Source organism: Streptomyces sp. NPDC088387 (assembly GCF_044753385.1).
GTDB lineage: Bacteria > Actinomycetota > Actinomycetes > Streptomycetales > Streptomycetaceae > Streptomyces.
Genome location: NZ_JBIVNC010000022.1, coordinates 50,131 through 70,204, shown reverse-complemented (window position 1 = coordinate 70,204; position 20,074 = coordinate 50,131). Strand labels below are relative to the sequence as shown.

Sequence of the window (20,074 nt, the reverse complement as noted above, 5' to 3'; positions counted from 1 at the left end):
CCCCGGGCGATACGCGTGCGAAGGAGCCCGCGATGAGCGACATGATCACCGCGGACCTGGTCGATCTCGACCTGTCCGCCGACACGAAGGACGCGGCGGCGCGCGCCCTCGCCGAGCGGATGGCCGCCCTGGGCCGGGTGACCGACCTGGAGGGCTTCCTCGCCGACGTGGCCGCCCGCGAGGCCCAGATGCCGACCGGCCTCGACGGCGGCATCGGCATCCCGCACTGCCGCAGCGCACACGTCACCGAGCCGACGCTGGCCTTCGGGCGCAGCGCCGCCGGAATCGACTTCGGCGCCCCGGACGGCCCCGCCGACCTGGTCTTCCTCATCGCCGCACCGGCCGGCGCGGACGACGCCCACCTGACGATCCTGTCGTCCCTCGCCAGGCACCTCATGAACACCGCGTTCACGGACGCGCTCCGGGCGGCGGGGGACGCGGAGTCGGCGGCGGCGCTGATCCGCGGGGACGCGGACGAGACCGGGGCCGGGGGCCGGGATGTGGCTGGGGTCGGGGGAGGGGAGGTGCTCCGGGGCGGGGACACGGACGTCACCCGGGGTGGGAGCGGGGATACGCCCCAGGACGGGGGCGCGGAGGTGCCCCGGGGCCCGGGCGGGGAGGTGCCCCAGGGCCCGGGCGTGGACGTGATCGGGCGTGCGGAGGCGGGCGGGCCCGAGGGCGCGGGGGACGACTCCGCTGTGGCGCCGGTGGCGGCCTCCTCCGGCGCCACAGCGGGCAGCACGGGCCCGGCGGGCAGCACGGGCCCGGCGACGGGCGCGGGCGCGGAGAGCGCGGGCGTCGGGAATTCGGGCGCCGGGCGCGCGGGCGCCGGGCGCGCGGACGGCGAGGGCGCGGGCGCCGAGGGTGTGGGCGGCCCGGTGCCGGGGGCCTCCTCTGCCGGCGATGAGCGTCCGTTTCGTATCGTCGCTGTCACCTCCTGTCCCACCGGTATCGCGCACACCTACATGGCGGCCGAGGCATTGGAGAACGCGGGGCGGGAGGCGGGTGTCGAACTCGTCGTCGAGCCGCAGGGCTCGGCCGGCTTCACCCGGCTCGACCCGGCGGTCGTCGCGGCGGCGGACGCCGTGATCCTCGCCCATGACGTGCCCGTGAGGGAGAAGGACCGCTTCGCGGGGAAGCCGACCGTCGACGTCGGGGTGAAGGCGGGCATCAACCGGCCCGCCGAACTCATCACCGAGGTACGCGAGAAGGCTGCGCGCGGCGAGGTCACGGGGGCGCCCGCGCCCGCCGGCACACCCGTCGAGCGCGCCGGGGACTCCGGCGAGGGCTACGGCACCAGGCTGCGCAAGTGGCTGATGTCCGGCGTCAGTTACATGGTCCCGTTCGTCGCCGCCGGCGGTCTGCTGATCGCCCTCGGCTTCGCGATCGGCGGCTACGAGATCAACAAGGCGCCGTCCGTGATGGACCACTTCGTGTGGACCCAGGCGGACAGCTGGGGCGCCCTGCTCTTCCAGATCGGCGGCGTCGCCTTCGGCTTCCTCGTCCCGGTCCTCGCCGGATACATCGCGTACGGCATGGCGGACCGGCCGGGTCTGGTGCCGGGCTTCGTCGGCGGCGCGATCTCCCTCACCATCAACGCCGGCTTCCTCGGCGGTCTGGCCGCGGGTCTGATCGCCGGCGGTGTGGTGATCGCCGTCCAGAAGGTGCGGATTCCCGCCGCGCTGCGCGGCATCATGCCGGTCGTGGTGATCCCGCTGATCTCCGCGGCGATCGTCGGGTTCCTGATGTTCGTGGTGATCGGCAAGCCCATCGCCGAGGCCCAGGAGGCCATGACGGACTGGCTGAACGGCCTCTCCGGCGCCAACGCCGTCCTGCTCGGCGGCCTCCTCGGGCTGATGATGTGCTTCGACCTCGGCGGCCCCGTCAACAAGGTCGCGTACACCTTCGCCACCGCCGGGATCGCCGTCGCGAGCCCCAGCGACTCCGCGATGAAGATCATGGCGGCCGTGATGGCGGCCGGTATGGTGCCGCCGCTCGCGATGGCCCTGGCGACGACCGTGCGCGGCAGGCTCTTCACCCGGACCGAGCGCGAGAACGGCAAGGCCGCCTGGGTGCTCGGCGCCTCCTTCATCTCCGAGGGCGCGATCCCGTTCGCGGCGGCCGACCCGCTGCGCGTGATCCCGGCCTCGATGGCGGGCGGCGCGGTCACCGGCGCCCTGTCGATGACCTTCGGCGCCACCCTGCGCGCACCGCACGGCGGTATCTTCGTCGTCCCGCTGATCGGCAACCCGTTCCTCTACCTGGTCGCCATCGCGGCGGGCGTGGGCGTCACGGCGGCCCTGGTCGTCGTACTGAAGAGCATGCGCAAGCCGGCACCGGGCACCGGCGCCCCGGAGACGGCGGGCGGCGAGGCGGCCGCCGCGGCGGAGGCGAAGCAGCCGGTGGCGGCATAACACCGGGAGTGGTTCCGTCCCTTTGAGGACGCTGTGAGTTGTTCGCGATAACTGCGAGATAGATCACGGTCCGGGCGCAGAGTCCCGGGCCGTGGTGTCTACTGGGGCGCATGCCTGAGCACCTTTCGACCCTCCAGTGGACGGTCCTGGTCCTCCTCGGCACGGCCGCGGTCGGCTGGCTGTTCGGAGTGGCACGCGTCCTGCGCTTCGGGCGCACCGGCCGTGCCGGTCACAGCGCGCGGCACCCGGGGCACGCGGACCGCCGTGCGCTGCTCGCCCTCCCGCGCCAGCGCCAGTCCGCGCCGCAGCTGGAGTCCGTCGAACTGACCCCGGCCGAACAGGACGCCTTCGCGGGCCTGGTACGGAACCTGGCCGACGGCCGCTGAGCGGTCAACCCCGTTGGTTTTGCGGCCCGTTCAGGACGAGACCTGCGCGGCCCTTCGCTCCATGGCCTCCCGCGCCGCGTTCTCGCTCGGGTAGACCTCGCACATGTGCCGCCCGTCGGGCGTGACCGTGTGCTCGACCTCCCAGAGGGAGACCTCCCTGCCGTCGCGCAGTAAGAACGCGTGCTCGTAGAGCGAGTAGCCCAGTCCCGCGCGGCCCGCCCGGCACGGGCGCCCGAAGGCCTGGGTGATCTGGTGCGCGAACGCCGTCGCGAGCAGCGCGGCCATCTCCCTGTTCGGCCGGTCCGGGTTCTCCGCGCGGCGCAGCAGCCGGCGCGCGTGATCCGCGGAGTCGTCCGGCACGTACGAGTGCCGGCGGGCCGGGACGGGCGCCAGCCGCACCTGCACCGGCAGTTCGAAGTCCGGGGTGTCCGGGGGCAGCGGGAGCCGGGACGTCGCCGCGCGCAGCTCCTCCTCGTCGACGTACACCTCGTGCTGGGGCCCGCCGGCCGGTGCGGTGTTGTGCACCAGCTCCCAGAGCGTCTGCGCCGAGCCGTCGGCCAGCAGCCAGGTGTGGCGGTACGTCTCGCGGTGCATGCCCGCGCTGTGGTGCGCGGAGTGCAGCGAACTGTCGTGCGCCAGCGCGCAGTCGAGCCGCCGTATCGTGTCGTCGGGCAGCTCGAAGGAGTTCAGGGCGCGGCCGAGCAGTCGCGCGAGGTGCTCCTCCGGAGACTCCGGCGACTCTGGTGGTTCGTACGCTGCCGTCTCGTACGGAACGCTCAAGGTTTCTCCCGGCGTTGCTGCATGTCACCTTGTGGGTGCATACCGTAGCCCCTCGGTCGGACATCATGTCCGGGAACCGAGAAAACGTACGCCGGGAAAACGGGCGGGTCGCGCGAGATGTTCCCGCGCGACCCGAAGATCCGTCAAAAATAGCTGGTCACCAAGGCCTTGGAGAGATCAAGGGGGCTCGCGGCGGACCGCCCGTGCTCCCCGTGGATCAGACCGCGCTCCCCGCCTGCCACTCGCTCCAGGACATGTTCCAGCCGTTGAGTCCGTTGTCCGGCGCCACCGTGGTGTCCGGCGAGTTCTTCACGATCACCACGTCACCGACGATCGAGCTGTCGTAGAACCACTTGGCCGGTGTGTCCCCCTGGGCGCCCCGCACGTCCGCCAGGCCCACGCAGCCGTGGCTCGTGCCCTTGACGCCGAACGGCGGATTGCCCTTGTCGTACCAGTAGTTGCCGTGCAGGAACGTGCCGGACGACGTCAGCCGCATCGCGTGCGGCACGTCCGGGATGTCGTACTCCCCGCCGAAGCCGACCGTCGAGCCGTCCATCCGCGTCTGCTCGAACTTCTCCGAGATCACCATCTGGCCGTTGTACGTCGTGTTGTCCGCGCTGCCCGCGGAGATCGGCAGCGACTTCACGACCTTGCCGTCCCGTACGACCGTCATGGTCTGGGTGTTCGTGTCCACCGTCGAGACCTGCGAACGTCCGATCGTGAACTCCACCGTCTTCTTCTGGACCCCGAAGACACCGTTCGCGCCCTCCACACCGTCCAGGTCGATCTTCATCGTGACCTTGGAACCGGCCTTCCAGTACTCCTGCGGCCGGAAGTCCAGGCGCTGCTCGCCGAACCAGTGCCCCACCACCGGCTGTCCGTCGCTCGACGTCACCGAGATGTGCGACTGCACGGCCTTCTTGTCGCCGATCGCCTTGTCGAACGTGAACGACACCGGCATCCCCACCCCGACCGTCGACCCGTCGTCCGGCGTGTACGTCCCGATGAAGCTGTTCGCCGAACTGACCGTCGTGAAGATCGAGTTGGCCGTCGCGGTCTGGCCGTCGGTCCCCTTCGCCGTCGCCGAGATCCGGTACTTCGTGCCGCGCTCCAGCTGCTCCTTCGGCTTCCAGCCGCGGCCGTCGGCGGTGGTCGCGCCGGCCACCGCCTCGCCCGTGGCCGCGTCCGTCATCTTCACGGACGTCAGCGTGCCGTTGGTGACCTTCACGCCGGTCGCGTTGATCGACGCGCCCGTGGAACCGTCCTTCGCCGAGATGACGAGCTTCGCCGCCGCGTTCCCGGGCTTGTCCGCACCGCCCTTGTCGTCGTTGGCGTTGGCGTTTCCACCACAGGCGGTCAGGGCGAGGCCGCCGACCACGAGGGCGGCACAGGCCACGAGTGCGCGCCGCGCTGCTATGTCCGGCGTTGTCACGGGCTGCTCCAGGTTCGTGTGAAGTGTGTGATCCGCTCCGTTGCGTGGGGAAAGAGGGGGCCGGGGCCGGGTGGGGTTCCGCCCGTCGCCGAGCCGTACCGTCGCGTGACAGAACCGCGACAATCGCCCACGCGGGCCCGGCCGCCGGGACGGTGCGCCGCCGGTGTCACTTCAACGGTGCCGCCGCCTGTGTCACTTCACTCGTCGGGCGCCGCTCACCCGTAGAGCTCTCCGTACGACGGCCAGGCTCCTCCCGGCCCGTCCACCGGCGTCGCCGCCCGTACCGCCTCGACGATCGCCCGCATCACCATGTCCGGGCCGGCCGCCAGGACTTCGTTCAGGACCACGGGGTCGGCCGGCTCCAGCGGGTGGGTGCCCGTCGCCAGCGCGAAGACCGTGTCGCCGTCGTGCATCAGGTGGACCGGGCGCACGGCCCGTGCGATGCCGTCGTGGGACGTGCCCGCCAGCATCCGCGCCTGGGCCTTGGAGAGGACGGCGTCCGTCGCGACCACGGCCAGTGTGGTGTTCAACGGAGGCAGGGCGTGCCGCGCCTCGGTCTCGGCGATCCGCCGGCGCGCGGCCTCGTGGATCTCCGCCCGCGGATAATTCACCCGCCCCTGGAACAGCTCCCCGTACAGCACCCCCGTCTCCGGATCCAGCACCGAGCCCGCCGCGTTGACCGCCACCAGCGCCGCCACCGTGAACCCCGACTCCGTCACCGTGCTCGCCGTGCCGATCCCGCCCTTCAACGAGCCGGCCACGGCCCCCGTACCGGCCCCCACACACCCCTGGGGTACCGGCGCGCCCGGCCCGGTCGCCGCCGCGGCCTCGACGGCGGCGCGTCCGGTGGCCGCGTCCGGCCGGGCCCGGAAGTCGCCGCCGCGCCCCAGGTCGAAGAGGCACGCCGCGGGCACCACCGGCACCACGTGCGACGGGTCCACCCCGACCCGCACCCCGCGCCCCCGTTCCTCCAGCCAGGCCATCACACCGGACGCCGCGTCGAGCCCGTACGCGCTGCCGCCCGTCAGCACGATCGCCTCGACCCGCTGCACCACGTTGCGTGGATCGAGGGCGTCGGTCTCCTTGGTGCCGGGGGCGCCGCCGCGCACGTCCACGGCGGCCACCGCCCCGCCCTCCGGCGCGAGCACCACCGTCGTGCCGGTGAGCCGGCCGTCCCCGGTGCGGGTCGCGTGCCCGACCCGCACCCCCGCCACATCCGTCAGAGCGTCAACTGTCATGCCCCAAGTCTCGCCCGCCCCGCACACTCCCCGCGGTGGCGCGCGCCGCGCGGGCGTCAGGCCGGGGTGGTGGTCGTTCTCGGCGACCGCTGCCGGTAGACCCGGCGGGTGGTCAGCGTCTCGCCGGCCACCACCGCCACCGTGGTCACGACGCCGGCCACCAGCACCGCCCAGTGGCCGAGGAACGTGCAGCAGATCACCAGCAGCGCCGCCGTCGGCAGCACCAGCTGCTGGGCGATGCCCACCTTGAAGTAGCGCGAGTGCAGCCCCCAGACCGTGAGCAGATACAGCGCCGTCGGCAGCGTCACCGCCGCGGACGCGGCCAGCGTCGAGATGTGCGCCTCGTGGACGGCCTGCTCGACCGCCACCTCCAGGCCCGCGCCGATCGCGGCCGCCGAGGCGAAGACGAGGTAGTGGCCGTACCCCCACAGGAACGCCTGCCGGTTGCCGCGCAGATGGCCGTGGATCGGGACGACGAAGTAGATCCACCAGGCCGAGAACACGATGAGCAGGCCGCCCGCCGCGATCGGCAGCAGATCACCGAGCGCCTCGTGCTCGTCGACGCCCGACTTCACGGCGACGGTGGCCGCGGCGATCGTCTCGCCGAGCACGATGATGGTGAACAGGCCGTACCGCTCGGCGATGTGGTGCGGATGCCAGGTGGTGGTGAACTTCCGCTCCGCGAAGACCGGCACCCCCAGCTCGACGACCACCATCACCAGGAACACCCACGCGCGGGCGCCCTCCGGCAGGACCACCAGCCCCAGCCAGCCGATCTGGCAGAACAGCACCCCGGACGCGTACCGCAGGGCCGTTGTTCTCTCCGGGCCCTCGCAGTTGCGTGCCACCCGCAGCCACTGGGTCGCCATCGCCACCCGCATGATCACGTAGCCCAGCCAGACGAGCAGGAAGTCGTGCTCGTCGAAGGCGCGCGAGATACCGGCGGCGAGCACCAGCACACCCGCGATCTGGACCAGGGTCACCACCCGGTACAGCACGTCGTCGTTGTCGTACGCCGAGGCGAACCAGGTGAAGTTCATCCAGGCCCACCAGATGGAGAAGAACACCATCGCGTAGTTGAGGATGCCCTCGCCCACGTGTCCCTCGGCCAGCGCGTGGACCAGCTGGACGCCGGCCTGGGCGACGGCGACGACGAAACAGAGGTCGAAGAAGAGCTCTAGCGGGGTCGAGGCGCGGTGCGCCTCCTCACGGCCCCGCGCGGTGAGCGGGCGCAGTGGTCTGCGGGGCGCCGGCGGGCCGGACGGGGCCGCCGGCGGTGTCGCACTGGATGTCATGACATCCAGCACAGCAGATACCGGCCGGAAAATCCTGCGCGGAGGCCGCCCGGGAGCCGTGCCGGGCGCATCGGGGCGGGCCGTCCTCCCGGGGCCGTACGCTGGAGGCATGAGTACCGCCCCCGACCCCGAGCCGACCGCACCCAAGCCCACGCTGGTCTTCGACGACCCGCTGGACGCGCAGTCCTCGGACGACACGGACCGCGGCTGGGGCGACCGGCCGAGCGCGGAGAGCGCCGACGACCTCAAGCGCTTCCTCGACGAGAAGCCGCCCCACCACATCTGAGCCGCGTCCCGCCACGGTGCCGCGCGGGCCCCGCGGAGTACCGCCCGCAGGACCCGGCCGGCCGTTCGCGCTACTGCTCGTTGTGCCCGGAGCCGCGCTGGGCGACCAGTGCGTCGCGGATCTCCTTGAGCACCTCCAGCTCGGTGATCTCGATGACCTCCTGGGTGCCCTCCTTCGCCTTCTGGCGGGCCGCCTGCCGCGCGAGGTACTTCGACATCGGCAGGACCATCAGGAAGTAGACGACCGCCGCCGTGATCACGAAGCTGAGCGTCGAAGCCAGGACCGAGCCCCAGAGGATCATCACCCCGGTGGAGACGGTGCCGTCGGCCGCCTGCTCGCACGGGCCCTTCAGACAGGAGCTGTAGCTGTCGAGGTTCTTCGTGCCGATCGCGCCGACGAGCGGGTTGATCACACCCCTCACCACGGAGTTGACGATGTTGGTGAAGGCGGCGCCGATGACCACCGCTACTGCCAGATCGACGACGTTTCCGCGTGTCAGAAAGGCCTTGAAGCCGTCCCAGACACCCGGTTCCTTCTTCTCGCTCACCTCGGAGCCTTCCTTCGCACGCGCACGTTGTGGAGCAGACCGCTCCGCAACCTACGTCAGGGCGACGCCGTCCTGTCCAATTCCTTAGCTCGAACGAGGGACTTGACACGCGCTGGGGCACTGTCAGAAGTCCCTGGTTCACCACAGCGCCACCGCCAGCCGCGCCGTGGCGCCGGCACCGACCAGCCGCGCCGCCGCCGACCGTGGCACCGACAGCACAACAAGTGCCCCGCCGACACCGGTCTCATCCCCGGCTTTGTCCAGGGCACCGTCCGACGCCCCGGCCCCGGATCCGGGCACCCCGGCCACCACCGCGCCCCGTGCCACCACCTCGGCGTCCCCGCCCGTCGTGGTCTCCGGCGCGGCGATGACGTCGACCCGGTCACCGGGCCGCAGCAGCGTGACCGTGGCGGCCTCGGCGATCCGCACCGGGGCCGTCACGGTCTGCCCGTCCCGGCGTTCGGACCCGCGCTCGGCCACCGGATGCCCGCGGGCCCGCTCGCCGTGCCCGGTGTCCGCCGGCCCACGAGGTCCCGCCGCCACCAGTGCCGCCGCGGTCACGGCGAGGCCCGCCGCCAGCGCCCGCTGCCGGTGCCGCAGAAGCCGGCGCACCTGATACCCCGCGCCCCGCACCCGCACGGGGTCGAAGTGCGGCACCTCGCAGGTCGGCGGGGCGTCGGTGCCGGGCGGACCCGGCGCCGCGGGCTCGGGAGCTGCGGGCGGAGAGACATGGGGGAGGAGATGTGGGGGAGCGGAGGTCGAGGAACGGGGGAGGACGGACACGGCGATCACCACCTGCGACGGAATCGGCTGGTCAGCCCACGATGAGGCCTCCCGCCGATTCCTGCCGCGGCCGGTGTGTTACCGCCCGGTTGTGGACAACTCCCTCACCCGAACGTGAAGTTCCGCGCCTGCGCCGGCCCTACGGCAGCGCGAACCCGGGGTCCATCCCGCCCAGCGCGTTCGCGCACAGGCAGTCGCGGTCCTCGGTCGCCGGCAGCGCTGCCACGGCGTCGAACAGCACGCCCCGCAGCCGGTCGACGTTGGCACCAAAGACCCGCAGCACCTCCTCGTGCGAGACGCCCTCGCCGGTCTCGGCGCCCGCGTCGAGGTCGGTGACCAGGGTGAGCGTGGCGTAGCAGAGCTCCAACTCGCGGGCGAGCGTGGCCTCCGGGTGCCCGGTCATACCGACCACCGACCAGCCCTGTGCCTGGTGCCACAACGATTCGGCACGGGTGGAGAAGCGCGGCCCCTCGATCACGACCAGCGTGCCGCCGTCCACGGGCTCCCAGTCGCGCCCGCGTGCGGACTTGAGCGCCGCCGCCCTGCCGTTCGGGCAGTACGGGTCGGCCAGGGACACGTGCACCACGTTCGGCACACTCCCGTCGGGCAGCGCCGACCCGTCGAAGTAGGTGCCCGCCCGGGACTTCGTACGGTCCACCAGTTGGTCGGGGACCAGCAGCGTGCCGGGCCCGAACTCGGGGCGCAGGCCGCCGACGGCGCACGGGCCGAGGACCTGCCGTACGCCGACCGACCGCAGGGCCCAGAGGTTGGCCCGGTAGTTGATGCGGTGCGGCGGCAGATGGTGGCCGCGCCCGTGCCGGGGCAGGAAGGCGACCCGCCGGCCGGCGAGTTCGCCGAGGAAGAGGGAGTCGCTGGGGGCCCCGTACGGCGTGTCGACCCGCACCTCGGTCACGTCGTCCAGGAACGAGTAGAAGCCGGATCCGCCGATGACACCGATCTCTGCGTTCGCCATGCCGAGCACATTAGCCGCCACGCGTGAGCGGGAACCGGCCCGGCCGCCGCGCGTGCCCCCGGGTGCGTCCCACCGCCGCGCGCCCCCCGGCGGGCCCCCCGCGGGCGTCCGGAGACGGCGAAGACCCCGCCGTCGGGAGGACGGCGGGGTCTTGCAAGCAGATCTGGACCGGCGCGGACCCGGCCCGGCGGCCTTACGCCGCGGAGCTCTTGGTGGAGCTGCCCGAGCCGCTGGAACCGCTGGAGCTGGACGACTTCGAGTCCGAGGACGAGGACGTCGACGTCGACTTGGAGTCCGAGGACGCCGCGGCGGGCTTCGAGGACGACGTGCTGCTGCTCGACGAGGAGCCGCGGCTGTCGTTGCGGTAGAAGCCGGAACCCTTGAAGACGATGCCGACCGCGGAGAACACCTTCTTGAGGCGGCCACCGCAGTTGGGGCACTCGGTCAGGGCGTCGTCGGTGAACTTCTGCACCGCCTCGAGGCCCTCGCCGCACTCGGTGCACTGGTACTGGTACGTCGGCACTGTCTTCCTCCTGGCACTCTTACTCGATGAGTGCTAACGACGGTCCATAGTGACGTATTCCTCGGGATCAGTCCACTGCGACCGGTGTGCGGTGACCCACGCCACGTGCGACGGTGCGGGCGCGCGAGGGCGTCGACAGCCGGGAACGCAAGGCCAGGACGGTTCCGAGGGCCAGCAGGGTCCCGCCCATCGGCACCAGGAATCCGGCACCGTCCCAGAAGCGGTCCTCCAGTTGACCGGCGACCGTGACGGCCGCCGCCTGGCCGAGCGCGACCGCGCCGGTGAGCCAGGTGAACGCCTCGGTGCGGGCCCCCGCCGGAACCAGACCGTCGACGAGGGTGTAGCCGTTGATCAGCGCGGGCGCGATGCTCATGCCGACCAGCAGGCCGAGGCCCGCCAGGACGAGCACCGAGTGTGCGGCCCACAGTCCGGAGGCGGTCAGCGCGAGGGCGGCGTAGCCGACGAGGAGGCGCTGCTGCGGGGCGGACTTCCAGGCGATCGCTCCGCAGGCGATGCCGGAGATCATGTTGCCGGCGGCGAAGGTGCCGTACAGGACGCCGTTCAGGCCGGGTTCGCCGATCGACTCGGCGAACGCGGTCAGCGACACCTGCATACCGCCGAAGACGGCGCCGATGCCGAGGAACGCCACGATCAGCACCCGCACCCCGGGGACCCGCAGCGCGGAAACGTGCTCCACGCGCGCGTGCCCACGGCTCGACACCCGCGGCTGGGTGCCCTTCTGCGCGGCGAACAGCACTCCGCCGACCAGCGTCAGCGACGCCTCGGCGACCAGTCCCGCGGCCGGGTCGACGGCCGTGCACAGCGCGGTCGCCAGCAGCGGGCCGACGACGAAGGTGAGTTCGTCGGTGACGGACTCGAAGGCGGCCGCGGTCGTCATCAGGGGCGTGCCCTGGACCTTGGTGGCCCACCGGGCCCGCACCATGGGCCCGATCTGCGGCACCGACGCGCCGGTCGGCACGGCCGCCGCGAACAGCGCCCACAGCGGGGCGTCGGCCAGCGCGAGCCCGGTGAGGGTGAGCACCGACAAGGTGTGCACCAGCACGCCGGGGATCAGGACGGCCCGCTGGCCGAGGCGGTCCGCGAGACGGCCGCTGTACGGCGCGAACAGCGCCATGGAGACGCCGGTGACGGCCGCGACGGCGCCTGCCGCGCCGTAGGAGCCGGTGGTGTGCTGCACCAGCAGCACGATGGAGATCGTCAGCATCGCGAACGGCTGGCGTGCCGCGAAGCCGGGCAGCAGGAACGTCCACGCGCCCGGCGTGCGCAGCAGGCGCCCGTATCCCGGGCGGGGGATTTCCGGCGAGTTCTTCGACGGCTCGTTGGTGACCGCGGAAACCACGGCCCGTGCCTTTCTGCCGCCTGGTAGCGCGCCCGTGCGGGGGCGCCGAGAGCTGTCCTCTTGCGCGGAACTGCGGTAGATACCGGCGCCCAGGTCAGAAGGGCTTCTCGGCCGCCATACGGTCGCGCCAGCTCTGCGTCAGACAGAGTTGGTTCGATCAGGTCGGCCTTCATCGTACAGGCGATGAGCGGCGGTGACCTTGTGAAAGTGAGCACCATGCAGGGGGTGACCTGCGATTGACGGGGGCCTGAACGGAGCCCTCACCGCCTTGCGGAACGCGCGTCGCGCCCCGCTCACCCGCCCCGCCCCGCGGGCCGCTCCCCGCCCCGTCCCGGTGACCGCCTGCGTACCTCGTTCTCGCCCAGCCACCCGGCCAGCTTTCCGCCGTGGCCCACCGCGCGCAGCCGCGCCTCGGCGGCGTCCCGGACCGGGTCCGTGGTGACGACCAGCAGCTCGTCGCCGCGCCGCAGCACGGTCGTGGGCAGCGGAACGAACGATTTTCCTTCGCGGACCACCAGTGTGACGGCGGCGCCGCCCGGCAGCCGCAGCTCGCTCACCTCGACGCCGTGCATCCGTGACCCCTCGGGGATCGCGACCGACAGCAGATGCCCGCGCAGCCGCTCCAGTGGCGCGGACTCGATACCCAGGTCGGCCGCCTCGGACTCGCCGCCGATCCGCAGCGTGCGGGCCAGCCACGGCAGGGTCGGCCCCTGGACGAGGGTGTAGACGACGACCAGGACGAACACGATGTTGAAGATGCGGCGGCTGCCCTCGACGCCGTTCACCATGGGGATGGTCGCCAGGATGATGGGCACGGCGCCGCGCAGTCCGGCCCAGGACATGAGGACCTGTTCCGTCCAGGGCACCCGGAACGGCGTCAGGCACAGCGCGATGCTCAGGGGGCGGGCCACCATCGTCAGCACCAGCCCTATGACGAGGGCGGGCAGGATGTCGTCGCCCAGTTCGTGCGGGGTGACGAGCAGCCCGAGCAGCACGAACATGCCGATCTGGGCGATCCAGCCGAGTCCGTCGGCGAAGCCGCGGGTGGCCGGCCAGTGCGGCAGCCGGGCGTTGCCCAGGACCATCGAGGCCAGATAGACGGCGAGGAATCCGCTGCCGTGTGCGAGCGCGCCCGCGGCGTACGACGTCACCGCGATGGCCATCACGGCGATCGGGTAGAGGCCGGACGAGGGCAGCGCCACGTGCCGCAGGCCCCACGCCCCGAGCCAGCCCACCGCGATGCCGATGGCGGCGCCGATGGCCAGCTCCATCGCTATGACACCGAGCAGGACGTACCAGTCGTCGACCGGGCCTGCCGTGGAGAAGGCGACGACCAGGATGACGACCGGGGCGTCGTTGAAGCCGGACTCGGCCTCAAGCGTGCCCGTCACGCGCGCGGGGAGGGGGATTTTCCGCAGTACGGAGAAGACCGCGGCCGCGTCCGTGGAGGACACCACCGCCCCGATGATGAGTGCCTGCCGCCAGTCCAGTCCGACCAGGTAGTGCGCCGCCGCCGCGGTGACTCCGACGCTCGCCGCGACGCCCGCCAGCGCCAGCGCGGACGCGGCCGGCAGCGCCGGTTTGATCTCCTTCCACTTCGTGCCGAGCCCGCCCTCGGCCAGGATCACGACCAGGGCCGCGTACCCGATGACCTGGGTCAGCTCGGCGTTGTTGAAGTGGATGTCGCCGACGCCGTCCTGGCCCATCGCGACGCCGATGCCCAGGTACACGAGCAGGCTGGGGAGCCCGCTGCGCGAGGAGATCCGGACCGCTGCGACGGCGACGAGCAGGACGAGCGAGCAGACGAGCAGGAGTTCGTTGAGGTCGTGGACAGTCAGCGGCCGTTCCCTTCCCTGGCCCCACGTGCGCACCACGCGCGTGAGCAGAACACGTACATCGGACACGGCACACGGAACCACGTGTCCAACTACTTCGTTACCTTACCTAACTCTTGACGATTTCTTGACGCTGGCCCGGACAAGATCGAACGCCCGTGCGCGCTCGTTCCCCACTCCGCGTCAAGTGCCCACAGGCCCTGCGCCTATGGTTGCTCCAGCGCTCAGTCAAAAGCACAACCCGCCCTGCCGCTCGCGTGAGGACAGCAAGGACAGCGATGCCCCCCAACACCACCGCCACAACGGGTCAGAAGCCCGGCAAGTCCGGCAGGAAAAAGGGACGCAGAGCCCGCATTGTCGTACTGGTACTTGTGCTGGCGATTGTCGGAGGCCTCGCGTACGGGGCGTACTGGACCATCAGCACCGTCCGCGCGTCCTTCCCGCAGACGACGGGTTCGATCACGCTGGAGGGCCTGTCGGGCCCGGTGGACGTCAAGCGCGACGGCTACGGCATCCCGCAGATCTACGCCTCGTCCGACGAGGACCTGTTCATGGCGCAGGGCTATGTGCAGGCGCAGGACCGGTTCTACGAGATGGACGTGCGCCGCCATCTGACCTCCGGCCGGCTGTCGGAGATGTTCGGCAAGGGCCAGGTCGACAACGACGAGTTCCTGCGCACCCTGGGCTGGGACCGGATCGCGAAGGAGGAGTACGACAACACGCTGTCGGACTCCACCAAGAAGTACCTCCAGGCTTACGCCAAGGGAGTCAACGCCTACCTCAAGGGCAAGGACGGCAAGGACATCTCCCTGGAGTACGCGGCTCTCGGGTTCGTCAACGACTACAAGCCCCAGGAGTGGACCCCGGTCGACTCCGTCGCGTGGCTGAAGGCGATGGCGTGGGACCTGCGCGGCAACATGCAGGACGAGGTCGACCGCGCCCTGATGACCAGCCGTCTGGGCCCGCAGCAGATCGCCGAGCTGTACCCGCAGTACCCGTACGACCGCAACCAGGCGATCGTCCAGGAGGGCCAGTACGACGAGCTCACCCAGACGTTCGACGGCGGCGACGGCGGCAGCACGGACGACACCGGCACGGGTACGGGCACCGGGACCGGCACGGACCCCGGCACCGGCACTGGCACGGACCCCGGGACGGGCACAGGCACAGGCACAGGCACAGGGACCGGTACAGGGACCGGCACGGGCACCGGCGTCTCCGCCGACTCCTCCGACCTCCAGTCCCAGCTCACGGGCCTCATGAACGTCATGGAGACCGTCCCGGACGCCGTCGGCGTCAACGGCGACGGCATCGGCTCGAACTCCTGGGTCGTCGGCGGCGAGCACACCATCAGCGGAAAGCCGCTGCTGGCCAACGACCCGCACCTGTCGGCCTCACTGCCGTCCGTCTGGTACCAGATGGGCCTGCACTGCCGGAAGGTTTCCAGCACCTGCCAGTACGACGTCAGCGGCTACACCTTCGCGGGTATGCCCGGCGTGATCATCGGCCACAACCAGAGCATCTCCTGGGGCATGACCAACTCCGGCGTCGACGTCACCGACCTCTACCTGGAGAAGCTCACCGGCGACGGCTACCTGTACGACGGCAAGGTGAAGCCCTTCACCACCCGCAAGGAGACCATCAAGGTCGCCGGCGGCACCTCCAAGACGATCGTCGTCCGCGAGACCAACAACGGCCCCCTGCTCTCCGACCGCAACGACGAGCTCGTCCAGGTCGGCAAGAAGGCCACCGTCGACACCTCCGCGCCCGACCGCGGCGACGGCTACGGCATCTCCCTGCGCTGGACCGCCCTCGACCCCGGCACCTCCATGGACGCCGTCTTCGAGATCGACAAGGCGACCGACTGGGAGGAGTTCCGCGCGGCGGCCACCAAGTTCGACGTGCCGTCCCAGAACCTGATCTACGCCGACACCGAGAACCACATCGGCTACACGCTGCCCGGGAAGATCCCCACGCGCGCGAAGGGCGTCGACGGCTCCATCCCCTCGCCGGGCTGGGACGCCAAGTACACCTGGACCGGCTTCATCGACCAGGACGAACTGCCCTACGAGTACGACCCCGACCGCGGCTACATCGTCACCGCGAACCAGGCCGTCGTGGACGAGGACAAGTACCCGTACACCCTCACCACGGACTGGGGCTACGGCACCCGCAGCCAGCGGATCACCGACCTGATCGAGTCGAAGATCAAGGGCGGCGGCAAGATCTCCACGGACGACATGCGGCAGATGCAGCTGGACAACAGCAGTGAGATCGCCCGGCTGCTCGTGCCCGCGCTGCTGAAGATCGACGTCGGCGACAAGGACGTCCGCGAGGCCCAGAAGATGCTGGAGGGCTGGGACTACACCCAGGACGCCGACTCCGCGGCCGCCGCCTACTTCAACTCGGTCTGGCGCAACATCCTCAAGCTCGCCTTCGGCAACAAGCTGCCCAAGGAGCTGCGGGTCAAGGGCCAGTGCCTGTGGGTCGACCCGGCCGAGAACACCGGGCCCGTCGACGACGACACCAAGGTGCGCGAGTGCGGAAAGCGCGACGCCGACATGGCACAGCCGGACGGCGGCGACCGCTGGTTCGAGGTCGTGCGCAACCTCATGGACGACCCGGACAGCGACTGGTGGTCCACACCCGAGTCCGGCGTCAACCGCCCCGCGGCGACCAACCGCGACGAGCTGTTCAAGCGCGCCATGATCGACGCCCGCTGGGAGCTGACCGCCAAGCTCGGCAAGGACGTCGACAGCTGGAGCTGGGGCCGGCTGCACCGCCTGTTCCTGAAGAACCAGACGCTCGGCATCGAGGGCCCCTCCTACGTCCAGTACATGCTCAACCGGGGCCCCTGGAAGCTCGGCGGCGGCGAGGCCGCGGTCAACGCGACCGGCTGGAACGCGGCCGGCGGCTACGGCGTCGTCTGGGTGCCGTCCATGCGCATGGTGGTCAACCTCGACGACCTCGACAAGTCGAAGTGGATCAACCTCACCGGCGCCTCGGGGCACGCCTACAGTGCCCACTACACCGACCAGACGGACAAGTGGGCCGACGGGGAACTCCTCGACTGGTCGTTCACCGCGGACGCCGTGGAGAAGAGCACCAGCGACACCCTCGTACTGAAGCCGTGAACCGCTGACGGCAGACGTCGAAAGGGCCCTCCACGCGCGCGTGGAGGGCCCTTTCGACCAACGGCCACTTCTTGGGGGCGGGTCAGGCGGTCCTGAAGTGCCGTACGCCCGACGGCGTCACCACCGCGTCCACCGGACGGTCGTGCGCCTCCACGGGGACCTCCGCCACGACCTCCGCGTCGTACAGCAGCACCACCAGCGCGGGTTGGGCGCCCGCGCGCTCCAGCCGGGCGAGCACCCGGTCGTACGACCCACCGCCGCGCCCCAGCCGCATCCCGCGCGCGTCGACGGCGAGCCCCGGCAGCAGCACCACGTCCGCCGCCGTCACGGCGTCCGGGCCGAGCCGCTCGCCGGCCGGCTCGAAGAGCGCCATCCTCCCGCCGTGTTGGACACGCGCGAGGGAGCCCTCACCGGCGTACGCGCCCCAGTCCAGGTCGTTGTCCGGCAGCAGGGCGGGGAGCAGCACCCGCACGCCCCGCGCGCGCAGCGCGTCCAGGAGCGCGATCGTGCCGGGCTCGTTGTCCACGGAGACGTACGCCGCCACCGTGCGCGCGTGCGTCAGCTCGGGCAGTTCCAGCGCCCGCGCGGCCAGCGCCCGCCCGGAGTCCCGGACGACATCCGCCGTCAACCTCCCTCTCACCGCGAGGAATCCTCGCCGCAACATTCGCTTGTCAGTGTCGGCTCCACGTCCGATGTGGCTCACTCGTCGCTCCCGTACCGTTCCATTGCGCTCATATGAGAGCCAACCAACCGGCGGCCCAGATTCCCCTCAAAGGCACCGGATAAGGTTGCGGGCATGACTCAGTCGCACCCCAGGATCAGCAAGGCTGTCATTCCCGCAGCAGGTCTCGGCACCCGGTTCCTGCCGGCCACCAAGGCCACTCCCAAGGAGATGCTGCCTGTTGTGGACAAGCCTGCGATCCAGTACGTGGTCGAGGAGGCCGTGTCGGCGGGCCTCGATGACGTCCTCATGATCACGGGCCGCAACAAGCGCCCCCTCGAGGACCACTTCGACCGCAACTACGAGCTGGAGTCCGCCCTTCAGAAGAAGGGCGACGCCGCGCGGCTCGCCAAGGTGCAGGAGTCCAGCGACCTCGCGACCATGCACTACGTGCGCCAGGGCGACCCCCGGGGTCTCGGCCACGCCGTCCTGTGCGCCGCCCCGCACGTCGGCCACGAGCCCTTCGCCGTCCTCCTCGGCGACGACCTGATCGACCCGCGGGACCCGCTGCTCAAGCGGATGGTCGAGGTGCAGGAGCAGTACGGCGGCAGCGTCGTCGCGCTCATGGAGGTCGCGCCCGAGCAGATCCACCTCTACGGCTGCGCCGCCGTGGACCCCACCGACGACGGCGACGTCGTCAAGGTGCACGACCTGGTCGAGAAGCCGGCCGCGGCCGACGCCCCGTCGAACTACGCCATCATCGGCCGCTACGTCCTCGACCCGGCGATCTTCGACATACTGCGCAAGACCGAGCCGGGCCGCGGCGGCGAGATCCAGCTCACCGACGCGCTCCAGCAGCTCTCCCAGGACGAGAAGGTCGGCGGCCCGGTGCACGGCGTCGTCTTCAAGGGCCGCCGCTATGACACCGGCGACCGCGGCGACTACCTGCGTGCCATTGTCAGACTCGCGTGCGAACGTGAAGACCTGGGCCCGGACTTCCGGACCTGGCTTCGCAGTTACGTCACCGAGGAGATGTAGGCACTTGAGCACCGCCGCGCCCCGCACCGCCGGGCAGGAACACCTCTGGTCGGTGGACGAACACCTGGAGGACATCCTCGCGACCGTTCGCCCGCTGGACCCCATCGAGCTCCAGCTCCTCGACGCGCAGGGCTGCGTCCTGGTCGAGGACGTCACGGTGCCGGTGTCCCTGCCGCCCTTCGACAACAGCTCGATGGACGGGTACGCGGTGCGGGTCGCGGACGTCGCCGGCGCGAGCGAGGAGTTCCCGGCCGCCCTGGAGGTCGTCGGGGACGTCGCGGCGGGCCAGTCCGACCTGGTCCGGGTCGGCCCCGGCCAGGCCGCCCGCATCATGACCGGCGCCCCGCTGCCGCCCGGCGCGGAGGCAGTCGTCCCCGTCGAGTGGACCGACGGCGGCCTGGGCGAGGGCCCGGTCACCGGGATGCGGGCGCGCAGCCTGGCCCCCGAAGGCGCCGCCGGACAGGTGCAGGTCTACCGGTCGGCGCAGGCACGCGCGCACGTACGCGCGAAGGGCAGCGACGTGAAGGCGGGCGACCGCGCGCTGGAGGCCGGCACGATCCTCGGCCCGCCGCAGATCGGGCTGCTCGCCGCGATCGGCCGCGGCACGGTACGGGTGCGGCCGCGCCCGCGCGTGGTCGTGATGTCGACCGGCAGCGAGCTCGTCCAGCCCGACGAGCAGCTCGCCGCCGGCCAGATCTACGACTCCAACAGCTTCGCCCTCACCGCCGCGGCCCGCGACGCCGGCGCCATCGCCTACCGCGTGGGGGCCGTCGCCGACGACGCCGAGACGCTGCGCACCACCATCGAGGACCAGCTGGTCCGCGCCGACCTGATGGTCACCACGGGCGGTGTGAGCGTCGGCGCGTACGACGTCGTCAAGGAAGCCCTGTCGTACGTCGGCGACGAGGACCAGGCGGGCAGCGGCATCGAGTTCCGCAAGCTCGCCATGCAGCCCGGCAAGCCACAGGGCTTCGGCTCCATCGGCCCCGAGCACACCCCGCTGCTTGCCCTCCCCGGCAACCCGGTGTCGTCGTACGTCTCGTTCGAGCTGTTCGTGCGGCCCGCGATCCGCACGCTGATGGGGCTCGACGACGTCCACCGGCCGCGCACGCGCGCGAGGCTCGTCGCCGACAAGGCGCTGACCTCGCCCGAAGGCCGCCGGCAGTTCCTGCGCGCCCGGTACGCGGACGGGACCGTCACACCGGTCGGCGGCGCCGGCTCGCACCTCGTCGCGGCGCTCGCGCACGCCGACGCGCTGATCGTCGTTCCTGAGGACGTCGAGAGCGTCGAGCCGGGTGCCGAGGTCGAGGTGGTCCTGCTCGGCTGACCTCCTCGGATTGGGGGTACCGTGTCGCGCACAACAGGCCCGTGCGCCGCACCGCGACGGGC

At 71.5% G+C, this 20,074-nt stretch carries 17 protein-coding genes; 6 read left to right on the top strand and 11 right to left on the bottom strand.

Annotated features, from left to right (window positions below; all coding sequences use genetic code 11):
* Positions 1-32 precede the first annotated feature (32 nt).
* Together ACIQAC_RS38050 and ACIQAC_RS38045 are read left to right on the top strand one after the other, a co-directional pair.
* On the top strand, positions 33-2,414 hold the full coding sequence (locus tag ACIQAC_RS38050; RefSeq protein ID WP_402199764.1) for a fructose-specific PTS transporter subunit EIIC: 2,382 nt from the start codon (positions 33-35) through the stop codon (positions 2,412-2,414).
* A 110-nt stretch (positions 2,415-2,524) separates the two neighbouring features.
* A complete protein-coding gene (locus ACIQAC_RS38045; protein ID WP_402199761.1) occupies positions 2,525-2,800 on the top strand; it encodes a hypothetical protein in 276 nt (91 codons plus the stop codon).
* Positions 2,801-2,830: 30 nt separating this feature from the next.
* Here ACIQAC_RS38045 and ACIQAC_RS38040 read toward each other — a convergent pair whose 3' ends face one another.
* The 4 genes from ACIQAC_RS38040 to ACIQAC_RS38025 form a co-directional block, all read right to left on the bottom strand.
* On the bottom strand, positions 2,831-3,580 hold the full coding sequence (locus ACIQAC_RS38040) for a DUF6227 family protein (RefSeq protein WP_402199759.1): 750 nt from the start codon (positions 3,578-3,580) through the stop codon (positions 2,831-2,833).
* A gap of 217 nt (positions 3,581-3,797) precedes the next feature.
* Positions 3,798-5,012 (bottom strand): Ig-like domain-containing protein, encoded by a 1,215-nt coding sequence (locus ACIQAC_RS38035; protein WP_402199756.1) that lies wholly within the window; start codon positions 5,010-5,012, stop codon positions 3,798-3,800.
* Positions 5,013-5,227: 215 nt separating this feature from the next.
* On the bottom strand, positions 5,228-6,250 hold the full coding sequence (locus tag ACIQAC_RS38030) for a P1 family peptidase (protein WP_402199753.1): 1,023 nt from the start codon (positions 6,248-6,250) through the stop codon (positions 5,228-5,230).
* Between the two features lie 56 nt (positions 6,251-6,306).
* On the bottom strand, positions 6,307-7,545 hold the full coding sequence (locus ACIQAC_RS38025) for a low temperature requirement protein A (RefSeq protein ID WP_402199750.1): 1,239 nt from the start codon (positions 7,543-7,545) through the stop codon (positions 6,307-6,309).
* A gap of 109 nt (positions 7,546-7,654) precedes the next feature.
* Between ACIQAC_RS38025 and ACIQAC_RS38020 the strand changes: the two genes are divergently transcribed.
* Positions 7,655-7,831, top strand: coding sequence for a hypothetical protein (locus ACIQAC_RS38020; protein WP_402199748.1), 177 nt, complete (start codon positions 7,655-7,657; stop codon positions 7,829-7,831).
* A gap of 70 nt (positions 7,832-7,901) precedes the next feature.
* Here ACIQAC_RS38020 and mscL read toward each other — a convergent pair whose 3' ends face one another.
* The 6 genes from mscL to ACIQAC_RS37990 form a co-directional block, all read right to left on the bottom strand.
* Positions 7,902-8,378: a large conductance mechanosensitive channel protein MscL gene (mscL, locus tag ACIQAC_RS38015; protein WP_402199745.1), complete on the bottom strand. Its 477-nt coding sequence runs from the start codon at positions 8,376-8,378 to the stop codon at positions 7,902-7,904.
* A gap of 138 nt (positions 8,379-8,516) precedes the next feature.
* The gene (locus ACIQAC_RS38010; protein WP_402199742.1) at positions 8,517-9,161 is read right to left on the bottom strand and encodes a hypothetical protein; all 645 of its coding nucleotides are present in this window, start codon (positions 9,159-9,161) and stop codon (positions 8,517-8,519) included.
* 139 nt (positions 9,162-9,300) lie between these two features.
* Positions 9,301-10,134, bottom strand: coding sequence for an S-methyl-5'-thioadenosine phosphorylase (locus tag ACIQAC_RS38005; RefSeq protein ID WP_402199740.1), 834 nt, complete (start codon positions 10,132-10,134; stop codon positions 9,301-9,303).
* Between the two features lie 193 nt (positions 10,135-10,327).
* Complete coding sequence (locus ACIQAC_RS38000; protein WP_402199737.1) at positions 10,328-10,657, bottom strand: FmdB family zinc ribbon protein; 330 nt, start codon at positions 10,655-10,657, stop codon at positions 10,328-10,330.
* A gap of 67 nt (positions 10,658-10,724) precedes the next feature.
* The gene (locus ACIQAC_RS37995; RefSeq protein WP_402199734.1) at positions 10,725-12,017 is read right to left on the bottom strand and encodes an MFS transporter; all 1,293 of its coding nucleotides are present in this window, start codon (positions 12,015-12,017) and stop codon (positions 10,725-10,727) included.
* A gap of 293 nt (positions 12,018-12,310) precedes the next feature.
* Positions 12,311-13,888: a potassium/proton antiporter gene (locus ACIQAC_RS37990; protein ID WP_402199863.1), complete on the bottom strand. Its 1,578-nt coding sequence runs from the start codon at positions 13,886-13,888 to the stop codon at positions 12,311-12,313.
* A 242-nt stretch (positions 13,889-14,130) separates the two neighbouring features.
* On the opposite strand from ACIQAC_RS37990, the gene ACIQAC_RS37985 reads away from it, so the two are divergent.
* On the top strand, positions 14,131-16,986 hold the full coding sequence (locus ACIQAC_RS37985; RefSeq protein WP_402199731.1) for a penicillin acylase family protein: 2,856 nt from the start codon (positions 14,131-14,133) through the stop codon (positions 16,984-16,986).
* Positions 16,987-17,068: 82 nt separating this feature from the next.
* Here the strand turns inward: ACIQAC_RS37985 and ACIQAC_RS37980 are convergent, their stop codons facing one another.
* Positions 17,069-17,650, bottom strand: a complete 582-nt coding sequence (locus ACIQAC_RS37980) for a 5-formyltetrahydrofolate cyclo-ligase (protein ID WP_402199728.1) — start codon at positions 17,648-17,650, stop codon at positions 17,069-17,071.
* Positions 17,651-17,782: 132 nt separating this feature from the next.
* Between ACIQAC_RS37980 and galU the strand changes: the two genes are divergently transcribed.
* The gene (galU, locus tag ACIQAC_RS37975; protein WP_402199725.1) at positions 17,783-18,685 is read left to right on the top strand and encodes a UTP--glucose-1-phosphate uridylyltransferase GalU; all 903 of its coding nucleotides are present in this window, start codon (positions 17,783-17,785) and stop codon (positions 18,683-18,685) included.
* Positions 18,686-18,689: 4 nt separating this feature from the next.
* Positions 18,690-20,012 carry a gephyrin-like molybdotransferase Glp gene (gene glp, locus ACIQAC_RS37970; RefSeq protein ID WP_402199722.1) on the top strand — a complete coding sequence of 441 codons (1,323 nt, stop codon included), beginning with the start codon at positions 18,690-18,692 and terminating at the stop codon, positions 20,010-20,012.
* Positions 20,013-20,074: the final 62 nt, after the last annotated feature.